At 42.2% G+C, this 20039-nt stretch carries 15 protein-coding genes and 1 pseudogene; all 16 read right to left on the bottom strand.

The window, feature by feature from the left end; genetic code table 11:
* Positions 1–129: 129 nt before the first annotated feature.
* A complete protein-coding gene (gene tssH / locus NL643_RS20705) occupies positions 130–2697 on the bottom strand; it encodes a type VI secretion system ATPase TssH (RefSeq protein ID WP_253645088.1) in 2568 nt (855 codons plus the stop codon).
* Positions 2698–2707: 10 nt separating this feature from the next.
* Positions 2708–3673, bottom strand: coding sequence for a type VI secretion system baseplate subunit TssG (tssG, locus tag NL643_RS20700; protein ID WP_046875360.1), 966 nt, complete (start codon positions 3671–3673; stop codon positions 2708–2710).
* The gene (tssF, locus tag NL643_RS20695; RefSeq protein ID WP_046875359.1) at positions 3670–5493 is read right to left on the bottom strand and encodes a type VI secretion system baseplate subunit TssF; all 1824 of its coding nucleotides are present in this window, start codon (positions 5491–5493) and stop codon (positions 3670–3672) included. The genes tssG and tssF overlap by 4 nt, the downstream gene beginning before the upstream one ends.
* Positions 5490–5954, bottom strand: a complete 465-nt coding sequence (gene tssE, locus NL643_RS20690; RefSeq protein WP_012842186.1) for a type VI secretion system baseplate subunit TssE — start codon at positions 5952–5954, stop codon at positions 5490–5492. The genes tssF and tssE overlap by 4 nt, the downstream gene beginning before the upstream one ends.
* Positions 5955–5961: 7 nt before the next feature.
* Positions 5962–6756 (bottom strand): type VI secretion system accessory protein TagJ, encoded by a 795-nt coding sequence (locus NL643_RS20685; RefSeq protein ID WP_104973744.1) that lies wholly within the window; start codon positions 6754–6756, stop codon positions 5962–5964.
* A gap of 10 nt (positions 6757–6766) precedes the next feature.
* Positions 6767–8278, bottom strand: coding sequence for a type VI secretion system contractile sheath large subunit (gene tssC, locus NL643_RS20680; RefSeq protein ID WP_085343743.1), 1512 nt, complete (start codon positions 8276–8278; stop codon positions 6767–6769).
* A 52-nt stretch (positions 8279–8330) separates the two neighbouring features.
* Positions 8331–9824 carry a type VI secretion system contractile sheath large subunit gene (gene tssC / locus NL643_RS20675; protein ID WP_253645087.1) on the bottom strand — a complete coding sequence of 498 codons (1494 nt, stop codon included), beginning with the start codon at positions 9822–9824 and terminating at the stop codon, positions 8331–8333.
* A complete protein-coding gene (tssB, locus tag NL643_RS20670) occupies positions 9824–10354 on the bottom strand; it encodes a type VI secretion system contractile sheath small subunit (protein ID WP_005396385.1) in 531 nt (176 codons plus the stop codon). Before tssB ends, tssC (NL643_RS20675) begins: the two co-directional genes overlap by 1 nt.
* Positions 10355–10369: 15 nt before the next feature.
* The gene (tssA, locus tag NL643_RS20665; protein ID WP_012842182.1) at positions 10370–11488 is read right to left on the bottom strand and encodes a type VI secretion system protein TssA; all 1119 of its coding nucleotides are present in this window, start codon (positions 11486–11488) and stop codon (positions 10370–10372) included.
* Positions 11481–12275 (bottom strand): PP2C family serine/threonine-protein phosphatase, encoded by a 795-nt coding sequence (locus NL643_RS20660; RefSeq protein ID WP_005398381.1) that lies wholly within the window; start codon positions 12273–12275, stop codon positions 11481–11483. Before NL643_RS20660 ends, tssA begins: the two co-directional genes overlap by 8 nt.
* Positions 12276–12284: 9 nt before the next feature.
* Positions 12285–12980 (bottom strand): type VI secretion system-associated protein TagF, encoded by a 696-nt coding sequence (tagF, locus tag NL643_RS20655; protein WP_104970766.1) that lies wholly within the window; start codon positions 12978–12980, stop codon positions 12285–12287.
* Complete coding sequence (tssM, locus tag NL643_RS20650) at positions 12962–16480, bottom strand: type VI secretion system membrane subunit TssM (RefSeq protein ID WP_104972679.1); 3519 nt, start codon at positions 16478–16480, stop codon at positions 12962–12964. The genes tagF and tssM overlap by 19 nt, the downstream gene beginning before the upstream one ends.
* Before the next feature lie 16 nt (positions 16481–16496).
* Positions 16497–17789 (bottom strand): type VI secretion system protein TssL, long form, encoded by a 1293-nt coding sequence (gene tssL, locus NL643_RS20645; RefSeq protein ID WP_176319532.1) that lies wholly within the window; start codon positions 17787–17789, stop codon positions 16497–16499.
* Positions 17790–17800: 11 nt separating this feature from the next.
* Entirely contained in the window at positions 17801–19126 is a 1326-nt protein-coding gene (gene tssK / locus NL643_RS20640; RefSeq protein WP_258658823.1) for a type VI secretion system baseplate subunit TssK, read from the bottom strand.
* Positions 19127–19147: 21 nt separating this feature from the next.
* Positions 19148–19603, bottom strand: a complete 456-nt coding sequence (gene tssJ, locus NL643_RS20635) for a type VI secretion system lipoprotein TssJ (protein WP_005395676.1) — start codon at positions 19601–19603, stop codon at positions 19148–19150.
* An 11-nt stretch (positions 19604–19614) separates the two neighbouring features.
* A pseudogene (locus tag NL643_RS20630) lies at positions 19615–19920 on the bottom strand (type VI secretion system-associated FHA domain protein); the annotation flags it as partial.
* Between the last annotated feature and the right edge of the window lie 119 nt (positions 19921–20039).

Below are 20039 nucleotides of genomic sequence, written 5' to 3'. Positions count from 1 at the left end.
ATGTATCAAAAACTTCATTTTAAATACGCCCTGTTATATCTTTAAATAAGACTTAATTTAAGCGTTTTTTATAAAAAATAATAGTTAATATGAACCAACTCCCAATTATTATTGAGAGTGTAAAGGATGTTAAACTATTGAGACATCAAGTCCACTAGTTGTACCTTTAACAATAATTTCATCAAACGTCTTATCATTAAGAATTGCATGCAATATTTCATGAGAAATCTTAGGAAGTAATGTGTTTTCTATGGTTGTCTGTACCACACGTGCACCGCTCCCCGACTCATTACTATTGTCTACAATATCATTAATTAGTTCTTCATCAAAAAATAGGTCAGCGCCGTAATTTTTACGAATGCGATTCGTAACTTTGGCTAATTTTAATTTTGTTATTTCTATCAATACTTCTCTTGATAGAGGCAAATAAGGTAATACATTAACACGTCCTAAAAATGCAGGTTTAAAGTCAACCAACAAATCGTCACGCAAAGCATCTTTTAGTGCTGAAGGTTCTGGAGATAAATCAGGATCAGAATACAAAGACATCGTCGTTTCGGTCCCTGTATTCGCGGTCATAATAATAATAGTGTTTTTAAAATCTATATCGCGACCTTCACCATCTTTAATTGAGCCTTTATCGAATACCTGATAAAAAATATCTTGAACTCCAGGGTGTGCTTTTTCCATTTCATCCAAGAGAATCACACTATAAGGTTTGCGTCTGACGGCTTCAGTAAGTACACCACCTTCGCCATACCCAACATAACCTGGAGGCGAGCCTAATAATAAGGAAACTTTGTGCTCTTCTTTAAACTCGGACATATTGATAGTTGTGACATTCTCTTCACTGCCGTACACTTTCTCTGCAATAGCTAAAGCAGATTCAGTTTTACCCACTCCACTTGGTCCCGTGAGAAGAAATACACCATTTGGTCGTGTCTCATCCGTGAGCTGTGCACTGGCAGTTTTTATCACTTCAGACATGACTTCCAAAGCGTGATCCTGTCCGACAACTCGTTTACACAAACTCTCTTTCAAACTCAGTACAGCTTGGATTTCATCATCCTGAAGTTTGCCCAGTGGTATCCCGGTCCAATCTGAAATTACTTCTGCAACAAGCGCTTCATTGACATGCGAAAATACTAATGGCTGCGAGTTAGCGGAGAGGCTACTTTCGAGCTCTTGTAACTTGTCCCTAGCAGTCTCAGAACCCTCCTTGATTATTTGAGCTCTAAGTGACTTAGCTTCACTTACCCACTCTTTTTCTTTCTCCCACAGCGTCTCTAGTTCAACTATTTCACTAGATAGAACATCAATCTCTTTTCTGACATCTTGCAACTGCATATCAAGAGGTGCACCTAGCTGACTTTCTTGGCTTAGGTGCTCATATTCAGCTTGCTTGGCTTTTAGTTTATTCCTTTTCGCATCTAGACCTCCCGGTGTAGACGATTGACTTAACGCGACTCGCGAGCAGGCTGTGTCTAAAACAGACACAGCCTTATCTGGCAGTTGTCGGCCATTAATGTATCGAGCTGAGAGTTGAACGGCAGCATTGAGAGCCTGGCTAGTGATGTGGACGTCATGGTGTTGTGCCATTACGTCAAGTAAACCACGTAACATCTCGATCGCTAGCTCCGGCGCTGGCTCGTCGACCTTCACTACTTGAAAGCGTCTGGTAAGAGCCGCGTCTTTTTCAAAATACTTTTTATATTCTGCCCAAGTTGTTGCTGCGATCGTCCTGAGTTCACCTCTTGCTAACGCTGGCTTTAGAATATTCGCTGCATCACCTTGTCCTGCTTGTCCCCCACCACCAATCAGACCATGTGCTTCATCGATAAACAAAATAATGGGTTGTGGTGCGTCGTTAACTTCTTTCACAAGGTTTTTAAGTCTGTTTTCAAACTCACCTTTCATGCCAGCACCAGCTTGCAATAACGCCAGATCCAAAGACTTAATCGCTACATTTTGTAGAGCAGGAGGTACATCGCCATCAATAATCTTTTGCGCCAAACCTTCAACAACGGCTGTTTTTCCAACGCCAGCTTCACCAGTTAGAATCGGGTTGTTTTGTCGACGTCTTAATAAGATGTCGATCATTAAACGGATTTCATTGTCTCTACCAATAACCGGATCTATCTTACCTTCCCTAGCCTGCTCAGTAAGATCTGTTGTAAATTGATTCAGCGCAGAATTCGCGTTTGATTTCCCTAGGTCATTCGATCCTGATTGACGCGTATTACTTTCTTTAAAGTTCAATAACCGAGATGGTTCTATCTTGTTTAACTCAGGGCTAATCGAACCAGCCATGTTGACTAACGTATCATCAGACAAGTAGGCAAATAAAAGATGAATGCAATCCAACTGCTCCTGATTGAACTCAATCGTTGCCGATAGCAAAGCATTTTGCATCACAGTCACTGTGTGAGCTGAAAGACCTGGGACCGATTGACATCCCGTTTTGTATTTTTCAAGTGTCTTTTGAAGATCAGTTTCAACCTTGATTTTATCGACATCAAATTCGTCGAAAACTTCCGAGTAAATATCGGCAGGGTGTTGAATAATCGTCATTAACCAGTGAGACATTTCAATACTGTGATGGGTTCGAGAGCTTGCCATCGCAGCTGCTTGTTCAAGTGTTTCCTTAGCCTGAGGAGACAATCTTTCGACCAACGCTGAAAGTGAGAGTGAAGCCATTATGTTTCCTTTAAATAGTAATTGTTATGGTTCGATCTTTTGTGCGTTTATGTTTTTTAAGTACAGAACCAACACCTAATTGACCATGTTTTTTTGATAAACAAACTTGAGGTAATAAACTATGTTTGGTGGTGAGCTGCCATTTCACTTGCTTATGCTTACCAATAAATTCATAAGCCGCACGTTTAATAATTTCTACATTTGGATGGTTAGGCAGTAATTTACTAACCAGATCTTTGTGCTTTGGCAGAAACTCGATCGTTGTTCCTGCGTTTATATTCCAAGCTTTCGAGCCTAAGGATGCTCCGGAACCAAGTTGAGCAAACTGCCCTTCTGGCATAGTTCGAGATGAAAGACGTGTTTGCTCTTCTTTTGCAAGATGTAGCCACTGCCCTTGAAACTCATGAATCTTTACTTGGCATCCAGATAAACATTCAAGAACACTTTTTAGTCCAGCTTTACTTCTCGTCGGTGAAGCAAAAACACCACCATAGTGCAGGGACAAAGAACTACCCTGCCCAGTTAATGCCGATTTACAATCTTCTAAAGGTGAACGTAATCCCTGTGCATGAGCACGAGACTGAACGGTCAATTGACTTAGTTGCCAGCATCGATAGTAAAGAGACAGTAAACGATGGTTAAAAATATCGTAGAAGTCCACCATTGCTGTATCGCCTTCTTTTTGACGATGCAAAGCTAACTCGCTGTAGTGCTGAGGAAGCACCCCCTGCTCACCCGTTAGGCCTATCAGATTAGTTTCTAGTGCTAGCTTGTGGCTATCAATATGTTTCAGATCGCAAAGCTGCGCATTTTCAAAACCTAACGATGGGTTGACCTTTAGGTTTAGTTTTTCATGCTTAGGTAGAGCATCTGTCCCTATTTGTGCCTCGGCTTGCAAGATCTCGTGTTCGATAAGGTGAATTGCTTCAAACAACGGATGTTGCTTTAGATCTCGATAAAATTGCTCCGCGATCATAGCAACACCTTATCGCCAGTTAATGCAGGCCATAAGTGGAAGGGTTTTCCCGTTGACTTAAGTCTTATTTCTAGCTGCGTAAAAATGTTAATTTCAGCATATTGTGCAAAGTAAACGGATAAAACACTACCTAGGAGGAAGATTTGCTCTTTAGGTAAAATTTGATCAGAAACCGTCAAAATGATTTTTATACCGTGCGCAAAACCAACTTTACCTTTCTGACTTACTCTGCCTGTAGTCGGCTCGAACTCTAACTTCGCTAAAGCATCAATTACCGCTTTCGTTTCTGCGGTCCCAGAAAATGCATAGAGATTCAGAGTTTGCTTCAAAGTTGTTAATCCATCTTCTTCGGTAAAGTGGTTTAAAGTTAGAAGCTTAGTTAACTGCCATCGTGTACTTTCATCCATTTCTGGCCGGAGGGTTTCTGATATAGAAACTAAACAACGAACTGACTCGAAGTTGTCATTTACTTCCGGCAAAGAGACTTTTGGAAGACCGCCTCCAAATGGAAGCTTCTGCGCTAAATTACGATTGCAGCACTCCGCTTCAACGTACATTAGCCAGTTTTCTCGGCTCTCTGGACTGAACAATTGATGCCTTTTATCAACAAAAGAAATGTAAGTTTCCCTGCCCGGTTCATCGTATCCACCAGCCCAATTTTTATCCTCACGTCTCATCAACCAATAAATTTCACTGGCGTTCATATAATGCGTGTGCTCACCAGCGTGATAACATGGCAGGTTGTGATACGTTTTGTTCCAGTTTCTCAATGTTACGTCAGAAATAGAGACAACCTCGTTACTCTCGGCTTCCTGGTATTGCGGTGATAAGTGGTAATCGTACTCGGTTGGTAGAATACGCTTGGGCTCCATAACACTTTTAAATAAGTTGACGACTGGCACACAACCAACCATCAAGCTCTCTTCATCCACTTGCTTAGGAAGCCAATCATCATTGGTATCAAAGTAAAAATACAGTTCAGCTTGCTCTCCAAGAGCTAGCTCTGATAATCCAAGTTCAGTGATATCAAAGAACATGAACTTCTCAGGAAAGTGCAGATACTCAACAAGTAATCTTGCTCCCGAAAAGCTTCTCTTACTGTATGGAACAACCTTCTCATCTTCTGAAAATCCCACTTCAATAAGATGCCTTTTCGTTAAAGAACGAACTTCTTTGCCACCCGCAACGACAGATAAACCAATTAGATTTTGAAATAGCATTTGGTAAAGTTTAAACGTCAACTGAGATTGCCCGTTTAAATAAAAGCGCAACCGTTCTAATCCCATGTCACTCAGAGATGTCTCTTCATCTTGGGCGGTGAGCTGGATTTTCAAAACTGAATGAGCATGGCTTTCCCATTGGGAGCCCACCGATTTAAGCGGTGCGTTTTTGAAAGCGCCAGAGGTCACATCAACAGGGTACATTCTGACCGGATAACAGGTTCTAAACTCGCATTCGTGGTATCCAGGAGCACCGATAACGACTCGCTCACCTTCTTCTACGTCAAAAAAAGAGGAAGTGGAGCTAGAGCAGTTCATCTTAATGACGGACATTGATGGAATTGGTGCGTGAAAATCCGGATATAACTGCCCCATCAAAGATTCAGTGAACTGAGGATAACTATTGTCTAAACTTTGTCTAATCCTTGCCGTTAGAAATGCACAGCCTTCTAGCAATCTTTCTACATGTGGATCGTCAACCTGCTCCTCACTGATACGGAGTCTCGCAGCGATCTTAGGATACTGCTCCCCAAACTCTTGTCCTTTGTGACGTAAATAAGCTAACTCGCGATTATAGTATTTGAGAAACTCTTCACTCATTTCGCTCTACTCAGTTTCATACCTAAATTTACCGGCTCTACTTCAGAATTGAATCGCACTTCATGAATGCTGTTATCGATTAAGCAAGTGGCGCTAATTTGTAACCTCAACACCCTATCAATAGCGTTTTTCTCGTCCGAAATCTGGACATAAGGATTCCTTAACCTAGGCTCGAACTCTTTAATTGCATCATGAACAATGTCACAAAGCTGATTCTGCCCCTCTTGGCTGCTATAAGGCATCGAGGAAAAATCTGGCAGACCATAATTCAATATTGAATAGCGAACCTCTAAAAGGTCATCAGGAATGTTTTTCCATCCGATACGACTATTTAACATAGACTCCAGATCTCTAAGCAAGCTGTTCAACATCTGTTGTTGGCTCGTAGGGAAGTCTTTTTCATCTCTAGTTGAAGGATCACTATCCATCAATTTGTCGAGCAGAGAAACGGTTAAAGACATGTTATTGTTACGCTATTTGTTTCGACTCTAACAATGTAATCAAGTCACAGATTGGGAGGGCTGAATCACCAACTAGCCAACATTTTTGGCCTAAACCCACGAAGGATTCTTGCTCACCAAGCTGTTTCCAATCTGTTTCTCGACCTAGCTTTTGTGCGTCAGTTTCTGAGTCAACATAGGTCAATGGCATATGGCCTTCTCCTTCGCCAAGTCCGTCAATATCAAACTCTACAGGTCGCCAAATACTTTCTAATAAAGAGGTAGGTGCTTTTATTTCTAGCGCTTGAATGCTAGAAATTGGAACAAGAAAATAGTTACCCGCGGTGGAAAACAGTTCAATGTAACCACCTAAACGATCATCAATATCCCTAGCATCTTCATAGTTTGTACCGTTTATGTTAAAGCCTTTAATAGTACGATGCTCTTCAATGCTATGCGCTAGGTGTGACGCTTCTGCATAGTCTTGATTTTTGAGAGCGAGGTTAAAGCGAACAAGCTCTTTAGTGAATTCCTCGTCACCTAATACCTTGGCACTAGCCGCACCGTCGATAAAATCTTTTCTAGCCTGGGCCGCTTTCACTAAATGTCGCAACTGACTTGCACCAGGTAGATACTCAGGAAACAATTTGATCGATTGCATAAGTTGCTCATCCGCACGCTCGAAGTCTCCATCAATGCAAAGCAGCTCAATGAACGAGCTTCTCAAGCTTGCATCTTTAGGCGCCGCTTTAATTTCATCAATTAATAGCTCTAGAGCTTGTTGCAATTGGCCTTGGGACAAAGCATTTTTCCATTGGGTCATTGTTATTTCCTTACACCAAGTGCTCTGGTGATAATTCAGTAATTAATTTAATGCTAGATACCATTTGATCGAGCTGGAAGTGCGGTCGCAAATGGATAACAGAGTAATAGTGTCCTGGAGTTTCTCTTTTCTCTCGAACCGTAATTTTCGCTTCATTTAAGGGGTACTTCGCCCTAAGTTCATCAGATGCTTCATCCGACGCGGTAGTGTACTGATGCAACCATCGTTGAAAGTCTCGCTCAAGGCTTTCTGCATCTTGATATCCACCAATCTTGTCACGCCCCATAACCTTGAGATAATGTGCGACTCGCGACACACACAACGTGTATTGCAACATCGACGTGAGCTTTGCATTCGTTGAAATGTGTTTTTCTGCATATTGCTTAGGCTTGTAGAGAGATACATTCGAGGTCATTCCTACCATATCGGTTTCAGGTACAGGAGAAATAGAAATGAAACCGCATTCAGACAACTCTTGTTCTTTTCTCTCAGAGATCTTTAAGTTTAAAGGGCATCTTTCACGGTCATTCTTGCCATTAACGCGCATTTTGTTCCTAGTAGGAGCGACGATAATACCCTGACTATAATCCCCTTGCTTAATGCCTCGCATGTGCGTAAACCACCCATGCTCCTGAAACGCTCTAATTGATACGGCCGCAAAACAATACGCGCTACTCCCCCATAGCAAATCGCGATTAGAGTCGTAGACATGCTCTTGAAAGTCGAACTGATCGTTGCGCGAACCATCACTTTTATATGGCTGACGGAATAAAACATTCGGCGCAGTCAGGCCAATAAATTTGGTATCATCGTTGTCTCTCAAACTGCGCCATTTTGCGTAATCTGCCTGTTCAAATTGGGCCGCAATATCTCTTATCGCAGAGAGCTGTGAAAAACTGTCAACACCAAACATCTCCGGCGATGCTGACATAATGAACGGGCTGAATGCTGCCGCTGCAGACTGAGAGATCTTGCTGAGCACAGACAGATCTCTATCAAAATAATTTTTACTCGCATCACAACGAAGTTGATAATCGCCAACTACCACGCCAAAGGGTTCTCCCCCGGCCATGCCATATTCATTTTGATAGAGCAGCTTAAATAGTGCTGATTGGTCAAACTCGATGGCTTTTAGTGCATCTTTACTGACTTCATTCCATGTTGCCGCCAACACCTTGACTTTGACGGAGTCCGATGAGCGAGTGTCGACCTGTTCGCATAAATACCTCACGCCGATCCAACCTCTTTCGAGTTGTTGAAACTCAGGATGATGTATTATTTCGTTTAATTGAGATTCTAATAGCTCATCAATTCGGTTTATCGTGTTCATCACACTATGACGAAAACTGTCCAAATCTCTTGAACGCGTACCTTCTAGCCAAATTCGAGCTGACTCTACAAGATCAGAAGATTCATTGAATCGAGTCAACCACGGGCTATCAAGCTCAGCATAGCCTCCTGTGCTGAATTCATGCTTTAGCTTACTGGGATCGCGAAAGTTAAGTGACACTGCTATTTCCATCTAGAACATAACGATTTGGTATGGCTGGCCTTACGACCAGCCAATTCATCTCTTATCCACCCGACTGAGGGATCTTTGCAACAAGTCGCAAAGATGTCGTCAATTCTTCCATTTGCAGCCAAGGCTTAAGCCATGCTACAGCATTGTAAGAACCTGGTGCGCCAGGGATTTCCTTAACCTGGACACGAGCATCTGCTAGAGGGTATTTCGCTCGGATCTCTTGACCACCACCCTCTGAAGCATTTACATAGCCTAGAATCCAGCGGTTCAACCAAGACTCAACGTCTTCTGCCTCCATAAAGCTACCGATTTTATCTCGAGCCATTACCTTCAAATAATGCGCAAAACGAGATGTCGCCATCATGTAAGGTAGACGTGCTGAAATCGCCGCATTAGCCGTTGCTTCTGGAGATTCGTGGTTCGCCGGTTTTTGACAGGTTTGCGCACCAAAGAAAACCGCATAGTTGGTGTTTTTGTAGTGACAAAGCGGTAAGAAACCAAGTTTACCCAGCTCTGCCTCACGTCGGTCGGTAATACCAATCTCTGTTGGACACTTCATATCAGGATCGCCATCATCACTCATGAAGAAATGTGTTGGCAAATTATCCACTCGACCACCACCTTCTGCGCCACGGATAGCTGTACAGAATCCATATTTTGAGAAGGCGTCTGTTAACTTAACACCAAGAACATACGAAGAGTTCATCCAACAGTAGTCATTATGCTCAGCATTGACAGCAATACCTGACACTGGGTCTACTTCGAACTCTTCAAATCCAAATTCCTCAACTGGAGCAGTGGCTTGTCCGTATGGCAAACGAGCCAGAACTTTCGGCATAGTCAGGCTAACAAAACGTGAATCAGCACTCTCACGGAACGAACGCCATTGAGCGTATTCTAACGACTCAAAGACCTTGTCTAGATCGCGTGGTTTTGACAGTTCAGTCCACTCATCAAAACCAAATAGTGCTGGTGAGGCCGCGGACAAGAATGGGGAGAAGCCTGAAGCGGCTACATTTGACATTAGGCGCAGCGACTCAATATCCTCTGGGTGGTTGGTAAACTCATAGTCACCAATTAATGCACCATAAGGTTCACCACCTGCACTGCCAAACTCAGACTCGTAAACTTTCTTAAAGATCTGGCTTTGGTCAAATTCAACCGCTTTACTCAAGTCTTTATGTAACTCTTTCTTAGTCATACTCATCATGCGAATTTTCAGAGTAGAGCTCGTCTCTGAGTTCATCACTAGATAATTTAAACCACGCCAAGAACCTTCAAGTTTCTGTAATTCAGGATGATGCATTACTTCAGACAACTGATCAGAAATCTGTTTATCAAGTAAATTAACCGCTTCACGAAAAGTTACCGTTAGGTTTTTGTTCCAAGTAACCGTCCCTTTCATCGCTTCTTCAGTGAGCGTTTTAATTAGCTCTTCAGCACGAGAGGCTTCTGTCTGCTTAGTTGCACCAATAGCTTGATCTAAAAATGAAGTTGTTTGTTCATTAACAGTTGGATCTAACTGCTTTTCAGCTTCAGTCGTCATTATTCCGCTCCTTCAGTACTGTCTGACTTCGCTTTCTTGCCAAGATCTAACTCGCCCGCAAGTTTTGCCAGATTGTCTGTGTTGTTCAAAACATCCTCTAAGATGTTTTCAAGCTCTTCAGAACGGTCAACTTTTGTCATCAAATCACGCAGTTTATTACGCGTTTCCATCAGTTGGCGCAGTGGATCAACTTGATTTACGATCGCAGCGGGCTCAAAGTCTTGCATTGATTTAAAGTTCAAATCCACCTCAAACTGTGAATCGTCGTTCGCAAGCTTGTTCGCAACTTTGAACTTAACCGATGGGTTCATCTTTTTGAGCACATCATCGAAGTTGTCTCGATCGATCTGAATAAAACGGCGGTCTTTCAATGGCTTCAACGCTTCAGTGTTTTGACCAGCGAAGTCACCCATTACACCTACAACAAAAGGTAGCTCTTTCTTAAGAGTTGTACCTTCAGTTTCAACATCATAGGTAATGTGGACACGAGGCTTCCGTACTCGTGACAGTTTCGAGTGGATACTCGTCATACCATTCTCCCTTTATTAATTTTCATTTTGTTCTGCTATGCCAACCAAACGGAAGTAGCTTTTCTTTGCATCTCCGTCGGAGATAAGTTCCGCCAGTAACTCCGGCAGAGGCATTCCACACCAACGAATGATCTGTTCGATGGAGTAAGAAACTGGTGAGTGAGGCTCACTCTCTCTGAAGAAATCAGCCACTTGCTGCAATTGTCTAATCGCCTGCTCTCGTGATTTCATGTTTGTCGCTAATAGTGCATCAGAACTTTGTGAACTCACTTGTTGTTCCGAAGAAGAAGATTCATCCACCTCCTCCAGTTCTTCAAACACAGCTTGTGGTTGATTAAAACGCTCTCCAAGGAGATGCTTTAATGCCGAGTGTATTGATTCAAGCCTTTTTGATATATAAGAGCTAGGAGTGACATCACCTACCGCTTCATCTAATCGCTGACTGAATTCATTAAATGACTCTGTGGCGAACTCCAGATCAGCGATTAGCTCACGATAAAAGGCATCAGAGGTAGATTTAACTGTAGTTGTAATATCAGATAGCTCTGTAGCGCCAAGATCGACTCGATTTCGGCGCTTATCTTCATCTAAACGCTCCAACTCAATAGCTTGCTGATATTCCCAGTAGGCATACGCTTGCTCAACGCCTACGTCAGTAAGCGGGATACAAGCAATAGGGAAAATAAGTGTTCCTTCGCTATCGATACCATTGAGGCCAGTAATCGCCGATATTCTTGTTTCAATGCCATCCTCATCAGGCATTGGATAGAGATCATCCCAAAACTTCTCGATGAACTCGGTTGCGAGTTTGTACCCAACGCCCATACCACGAAAACCATGCAATCGAGTTAGGGCTTCTATAAGCCAAGCAACAAATTCCAAATCTTTAGACTGATTCGTAAGTATCTCTGGTACTTCCTCAATAAATACACGCCATAAGTTACTGTGGGTATAAATGCTTTCTTCTTCTATAAGCGCATTGCGCTCTGCATTTCGCGCAGCCATACGCTGATCTTTTAATCGGTAATAAGCGGACTGTGGCGAGACATCTTCTCTAGGATCAACACCTGTGGGATTCTCTTGAGATATAGGAGCCAACGCTTGTTCATACCAATCGAACATCTCACTATTCATAAGACCTCCCTCTAAGAAAAACGGGGATCGTCGCGTCTTCTCTCGTTACTGCTTCAAATTCCGTCTGCGCTTGGCGAACTTTGACTAACGCACAAGTAACGTTATCACTTGCACCTCTCACTAACGCCGAATGCATGAGTGCTAATCCTGCTTGATTTACTGAGTCCGCATACAATGTCCGGTGAATTTCATCACTCGTTAATTCTTTAGAAAGCCCATCACTACACAGAAGAAATTGATCTCCATCAGCCAACTGCCCTGAAACTTGATCAATAGTGATACTCTCATCTACCCCAACAGCTCTGGTAATAACATTTGCGAGAGGATGTGACTCAGCATCTTCAAATGCCAATAACCCTTGATCGACTAAATCCATAACTTGACTATGATCGCGTGTTTTTTGAGAAAAATGACCATTTCTAAGCTGGTAAATTCGGCTATCACCGACCCAAAGACAGTGGTAATACCCGTCCTGGATAAACAACAAAACGAGAGTTGTTCCCATCGTTTTACCGTCTAAGTGATTTTGTGCGTATTGATAAATTTCTAAATTCGCGGCTTGAACCACACTCCGGATATCATCGATATTGGTATTTGGGACATCCTGCATATGGCGCGCGATTCTATCCACTAGCATCTGGCTTGCTATGTCGCCAGCACTATGCCCACCCATTCCATCGGCTACAACCCAAATATGCTGCTCTGTCATATCTAAAAGAGCATCCTCGTTATAAGGGCGTACTTTTCCTGCGTGCGATTTAGCAAAGGTAAAATAGTTCCAATTCATTCTTCTATCCTACCAATTCCACTTTTTCCAACCGCCATCAAGCATGGCAGAAAATTGACCAATAGAAGGGAAACCGCTGGTCATAAACATACATGGTTCAACTAGAGTCGAGCCTTCAGTCCACCAAAAGCATGGCTTACTCAATTTTTCTTTAATGAGGTAATTCAAAAGTGCGCTTTGATCTGCTCCACCTTGATCATGAAAAATCGTAGATATTTGGCTTTGATAAAGAAACTTAAGAGGCCGCACTTCACTTTTTACATTCGCCACTAAATCGTTTTTTTCTTGCATGCTCTTATGCCAAACATCAAATACAAAGTCGTCCTCAAGTACTGCTAGGGCAAGAGATGCACTGTCCTCGGTCCAAGCTTTGTCCCCCCAATATTGCGCAGCTTCACCTTTTACGGCACGAGCTATAGTAAAGAAAAAGTATCTACCGCATGCATCTACACTAGGAATCATACTACCAATGTATGTCGAGTCTTCTAAGTAACTAACATCCAGAGCAAAGTGCCACACAGGCGCGGTTAAAAAGTGCTCATTCCAACTTTCACCCAATTGTTCTCTGCTGACTGCAATAACAGCCTGCTGCCAGTCATGCCAGCGCTCTGAAAAATCTTGTGATAAGCCATCTTTCACAAAGTCTCCTTTTGCAGGCATTTTACCGATATAACCCCAGGCTGATGTTACAAGGTTCGTGGACATCTGAACCTCTCCATTTCATTTGACCAAAACGGATTAATAGCACTAGACGGAATAAGCTCTAGTTGCACCTTATTTCCCTTTAAATCAATCATAACTATGTTGTCTTTACGTGATTCTGGTCTTGCTTTAAGTGATTGATCTAACAGTTTGAATATGCCCCACTCACCTTCATAAGTATGGGCAATCTCACGTTTAGATTCTGGTGGTGTGAACACTATTCGAGTCTGATCTTGACCCGCAGGCCAGCTCAAGGATTTAGCTCGTGCTGGTCCATGCTTATAAACCAAATCTTGCTTACCTAACTCTAGAACAAACCGAGTAATGTGCTGATCCAGATACACTGGTTTCATACCGAACTCTACGCGCAATGAATTATCAGATTCAAAGAAAGACTGCCTGATACGCTTCGCTCTTTGAAAGACCATCAGCGTTTCTGGACGAACTCCAATTTCCTTTTCTAATCGCCAACGACTTTTCGAAGTATCGACAAACGGTTCAAGATACTCTTGGAAGAATGAGTCAAGCGTACCTCCATAACCAAAGAAACGTTTGAAGTCCTTCAGCCTTACTTCTCTGCTTGCATTTGGCTCGAATGGGTATCTACCCGCAATAGTCCGCTGATAAGGGCGCACCACTTGCGTAACCCAAAGCTGATTTAGATGATCTTTCGACCCGCTCTCCGCAAACTTAACTGACTCTTGAGAAAGTTCACCTAGCCATTGATTAAATGGCCTAGGCAAAAGTTCTTTAGCGCGAGCAAAGGAAGCAGCCACATCTTGTGTAACGGTCCCATCTAAAATACTTTTGTAAGCAATTTTCTGATTATTACCTGAGCTTGATAAATCGCTTAAATACGAGCGCAAGTTAACCATAGCTTGTTGAATATCATCAAAGTCTTGTTCGCCGAGACGTAAGATCTCCGAAAAATGAGATTCGACTTCTTTACCTGGCAGTGCAACATTGAAACCATTTTCTTCAGGCAAGTACATGTCTAGTCTATCTGCCGTATTCGAAAATTTAACTTTGGCAACCTTACCAGCGACTTCAGAAGTGGCCTTCTGATTTTCTGACAATGATACTTTCGACAAACCAACTTCTTTTTGGATTGCCCTCAACAACGATTCGATTGGTCTTTCAACTCCAGATAGAACTCTAGCTTGTTCTGTTGCAAGCTCTAGGCTCGGAGCCTGCTTAAGTTGAATATCTTCGATCAGAGTTTTCCATTCATTCACATAATCTTGATAGTATCGAGATTGGACTCCTTGAATAGCGCTATCTTGATCAATTTCATGAGCCTTAAGATCGTCACCATAAACCCAGTTCTCTTCCATTAGGCTTTTTACTGTACGGTTGATCTGAATCTGAAAAATGCTATGAAAGCCATTGTACGTATAAAAGCCCGAAATGCCTTGTGATAACGGCTTTCCACTCGCTCGTTCAAACTGCTCAAGCCCTTTAGGCCCCAAGACATCAGTCAAACGAAATGAAGGAACATGACTCTTCGAAAATTGTATCTTCATTCGCTGATAAGCACGTTCTGGTAGAGACATTTGTGTCAAAACCTCGCGAGCATTAGTCACGGCAGCAGTATTATAAGAAAAGCCTTGTCCATTATTCTCTAATAAATTTTGAGTGTGCTGTAACAGACCTTTTCTTAAGTCTAGATTTAGTTCACCCGGATATTGACGTTCAAAATAGAAGTTAAACCAAGCCAACACTTCATCTTGTTGGTATTTGTCTGGATTAAATAACATCAAATAAGTTTTCAACGTTTCATACAAATACTCTCGATGCTGTTGATTACTTTCCATTTCCGTCACCAAGCTATCAAGAAGCAAGGGAGCGTAATATTGGGTCAACGCATCAGAATATGCATTGTTCGCCGCCTGTGAGACTTTATCTCCTTGATAGAGACCAAACCTTTTTACGGAATCAGCATCGCCGTAGTTGCTTTGCTTTCCTAGAGGAAGCGTCATCAATCGGTCTAATGTCTCTACGGCTGAGATAATATCCGCCTCAAAATCTAGGCTCTCAGCACCAATCATTGCTTCAATATGGCCGGCTTGCTCATTGGTATCGACAATCAACTGAGAATTCCACTTGTAGCTCATAAGCCAAAGTGCAGACGCACCTAGCAGTAGAGAAGCACAGCCAATGTAAACACCTCGGCGCATCCACCCTGACTGCTTTTGATAGTGACGATTAACCGTTCCTAACAGTTGTTCCTTGAAAATAACCTTATCAAACAAGTTCTTCACGAAATAACTATGAGATCCTGTTGGGCTTTTTGCTAGAGCGAGGCGATTTAGTCCAAGTCCATTGGTCGATTCATTCATTAACTTATCGACTGGTAAGCCTTCTTGGACCGAGCTCAACATAAACACACCACGAATCAAGGCTGGCTCTTCAAAACTATTTTGTGCAAATATTTCCGCTAAAAATTCATCAAGGTTAGCTTGCAATACCCTTAGCTGTTTAGGAAATTCAAAAATAAGTGCTCGCTTCTCTAAATCATCTTCAGTTTCAAGGATTCTCAGCATTCGCGCATCAAGGCGCTCCAACATGCCATGAAATTCTTTATTGAATAAAGAAATAACCCCTCTTTCATCAGCCACTTCACGCGGAAACATGAAACCGAACAATTCCTCACGATCTTCCTTACTTAGATCAGAGAAGAACTCATTGAAACCCGCAACTAAATCCATTTTGGTCAGTAGTACGTAAATAGGAAATTGCATCCCTAACTGATTCTTCAGTTCTTGAAGGCGCGACTTGATAGCTCGGGCATGAAGGCTTCGCTCGGTTCTTGTCTGCGACATCACACTGGCTAAACTGATCGTGACAATTGCACCATTAATTGGCCTTTGCGTTCTATATTTTTTCAACAACCCTAAGAAGCCGTGCCATGCTTTAGAGTCGACCTTTTCTTGACTGTCTTGTGTCGTGTATCGACCGGCCGTATCAATCAGAACTGCTTTATTTGCAAACCACCAATCACAATGACGAGTTCCACCGACACCAGCAATAGAGTCAGAACCAAGGCTATCCGCTAACGGAAACTCCAGCCCTGACTGCTTTAACACTGTTGTTTTCCCTGTCCCTGGAGGGCCGATCAACACATACCAAGGCAAGTCATATAAGCTTCGCTTTCCTTTATGTGTTTTCGTTACTACTTTGACAGCTTGCTCAATACGCTCGCGCATTAAGTCAATTTCACTCGCCGCTTCTTTATCTGACTGACTATCAACCTCAAGTAACGTTTGAATACTTTCGTCTTCTTTAACTTTTTGCTTGTGCTGCTTAGTCACGTTGAATAAAGCCCACACAAACACCAGCACCAAAATCGTGACGAGTCGTTGGAAGTCGCTCTTTAGCGGCTCATATCCCGCTATCGTGATAAGTGGACCAACAACCCAAATAAAAATTGAACAAGCAGCGACACCAATAAGACCGAGAAACCACCTTTGAGTAAATATTCTGCCAATTTCTTTAATACGCATCTCTATCTACCTGTTATTAATTCGCGACAAGGAGGTCGATTTCAATTCGACGGTTAATAGCTCGGTTTTCGTCACTATTGTTTTCAACCAATGGTCTTGCATCACCCAGCCCTTCTGGTATGACTCGACCTTCTAGTGCGCTATTCGAGATAAGTTGTTCAGACATAGCAGTAGCTCGAGCTAATGATAGATGCCAGTTCGAAGGATATTTACTCGTGAAAATTGGCCTATCATCGGTATGACCTGTCACAATGATCTTGCCTTGGGTCGACTCCAACGTTCTAGCGAGTTTAGAAATTACGGGTTGGATATACGCAACAACATCAGCACTACCTGATTCAAATAGATCTTGCGACTTTAACGAAATTCTTACCCTGTCTTGCAACGGCTCGACGTTAATTAGCCCCTTCCCGATCTCGGTTGCCAGATACATAGAGATCCTTTCTGAAATTGGCGCTGATTTTGATTCTGACGTTGTATCTTGGTTAAGCTGTTGCGGTTGAACCAAATTGACTAATTGAGAAAAGGTGCGGTTGGAAGCCTTGTTTAGCTCATAGCTAAAATACATAAATATACAAACCAATAATGCAGCCGTTACGGAGCACACAACCCAGAGAGGAGCTCTGTCGGAAGCCTTAGAGCCATTCAAAATGTGTTGTTCGATACTATTGCTTAGCTCTTGAGGTATCCCTCTTCCGTAAGACTTAAGAATAGCGATAATCTGCCTTCTCAGTTTTCGGTGAGACTCCAGTCCGTTTTTTTCCAAACGATATTGGCCGAGAAACCCAAGCGATAAGCACACGTACATCAATTCAAGCAAATCTAAATTTGTATCTGGTTGCGCCATGCACTTATCAAGGTACTTAAAGAACGCTTCCCCACCCTGGCTGCTGGCATAGAAAGAACTAAGCAATGAGTCATGGCTCCAAAATGAATGCCCCCCCCAATTAGTATTGAGCACCGCTTCATCTAACGAGCAACACAAACAGTAACGAGCCGTATCAATAGTGTCCAAATCAACGTCGTGGTGGCGTAGTCGGTTCTCATAATCTCTAAGTTTTTGTGCCAACGTCTCTTTTAGAAACAACGGGTCAGAATGAGTCGCTGTCGCTCGAATTTGACCAATAATGGATAAAAGACCATTCGCTTCTGCCAATAAAGGGTTGTTCCCATAAGCAACCACTGAATCGTTATTCACCAATTCAGGACTTTTTGAGATAACTACCGTATTATCTGCTGACTTTTCTGATTGTGGTTTCGGTGCGGGCGCTCTTCCACCCGGTGTTGGTTTTACGATCGTTTGTTCCATACTGAGCACACCTATTGACTAATACTCCACAGCTCAAGGTCAGCATTCGGAAAATGCCCCGATAAATGCAGCGCAATACCACCACTGTCTTTCAGCCTCATCCAAAACGGGCCTTTCTTGACTACTTCGAAGTAGACATAACCCGTTTGGTAAGGGATCTGCCTCGGTACTACACTCAATGGCGCTACGTTTATGCCATTAATCTGATTGTTGATCAGATCACGAATCTGCTCCGCTGGTCCAAACTTGAGCTGCGCCGGGACTAAACGTCTGATTTCATCTGTTGTCGTATCAGCTTTGACCGCAAGCACAAACTGGCATGATTCAAGTAAACGCTTATCTGGAAGTGGCGTCACTTGAATTCCATATTGTCGTGGCTCCAAAGGAAGTTTGCTTGCAGTTTGATCAAGGACAACGCTCAGATATTGACTCAGAACTTGATTCAATTCGCTATAAACACTTGATACATCTAAGTGATCGTATGCAAGTAAGCTTGGCATCCTCTTGGTTTTGTCAGAAAACGTAGCTAATTCACCAATATAACCTTTCAGGGTCGTCGCTAATTCCAATGGATGTAGCCTGTCTAGGTCACTAAAGTGCTTTAACATCGCCTCATACCTGTTCAACATTTGTAGCATGATGAAATCAACAGCAGATGCAGATGCGGCTTTGCCCTTAATCAATCGCTGCGCAATAACGTCGGCACGCATCTTTGTCATCGCAATAACGTTACGCAAGTAAGCCGACATAACTTTGTCGTTAAGTAAATTGATAAGCGGTGGAACATACGAATCGTCTAGTATTACTTCGCCTTCTGCCGTTACCTCTTTTATTTTCAATATCGGTAACTCAACATAACCCGCTAATTTGTCATTGCTGGCTTTCAGTTCCAGGTTTAGGGCTGCGACTTGAATCGTTTCTTCATCCTGCCCTGTGAGATTATCTATAACGTCAACGTCTTTAAGTACATAACGAGAAACGATCGCCTCACTTACATCAGAAACATTTTTACCTTTGACATTTGAAAGGGGAAGAGTGATTTTTACTAACGTATTTTCTACGTCTTTATCAATAAATAAAGGCACAACCGAATCGCTGGCTGTTAAGGTATTAACCAGAGTCATATCTGGCAAAACTGCCTCAAAGTGATCTAATTCAATCAGACCATCTTTTAATGCATGTTCTTTTACTCGACATTTCCAAACCCCCCAATTATAAGCCCCACCAAACTGATGTAAGCCTTTGAATTCTTGAGAGGTTGCGCGTTCATGTTGTTGAAAGTGCTGGGGACGTAAAAACATCCCTTCGCACCAAGCCGTCTTGGAGTATTGCGTCATTTATAATTAGCCAACTAAACGTTATTTTACGACCAAAGACAGATCTTCTAACAGAATTTGATAGGTGTTGTAACCGGTCTTATCCACTTCAATGACTTGTCGCCAATTTGAATTTTCAATATCTCGAAACGCTGCGACAATGCCTAAGTATTCAGTCTTTGGAGACATACTTGCCTGATATGTTTCTTTCTGACCTGGAGTTAATGATATTTCATATTTATTCACTAAATCAGGGCCTAAGACTTTTTCACTTTCTTCATAAATTGAAAAAAAATCCTGACTTTCAAAAAGGGTATTTGATGTTAATTCAAAAACATACACGACTACAGGGGATGGCCTACCATTGGAGTCAGGGTTAATATTGTGATTTGCTGTTATTTCTAAATCTGAATATGGATCAACAACTAAATTGGCTGCTGAGCATCCAAATAAAACCATTGAAATTAATAACAAAATGTACTGATAAACTCTTTTCATCACCCTATTTCCTAGCTTTTATTTTTTAATGCTAACTCATAGTGTTTAGCGAAATCTTCTAAATAAAATGGAGATTCTTTATTGACAATGTCATCGGATAGCTTTTCATGAATATCCTCAAACCGCTTCCAACTTTGAGCATATTTCCTTGCTGGAATAACCTTATTAATAACCGTGTCTTTAGCTAAAGCTTCTGAGTATATCGACGTAGGCTCAACAAGCGACATAACACTTGAAACCGTACCCTCAACACCTTTCATTAACGCTTGTTCATGACTTTCTATATCACTAAACGCTTCTTTAATGGCTGCACTTGGCAGGGCAAGATCATGAAAATCCTTTATGGCATAAGGGGTGACGTGAAGTGATGTTTCCACTAATTTGTACATTTAAATCACAATAATTTCAATACATTCAAGATCGATTTGATGATCAG

Origin of the sequence: Vibrio sp. Y42_MX_L11, assembly GCF_024181785.1 — a bacterium.
Lineage (GTDB): Bacteria > Pseudomonadota > Gammaproteobacteria > Enterobacterales > Vibrionaceae > Vibrio > Vibrio diabolicus.
This window is presented reverse-complemented; position numbering and strand designations above follow the sequence as displayed.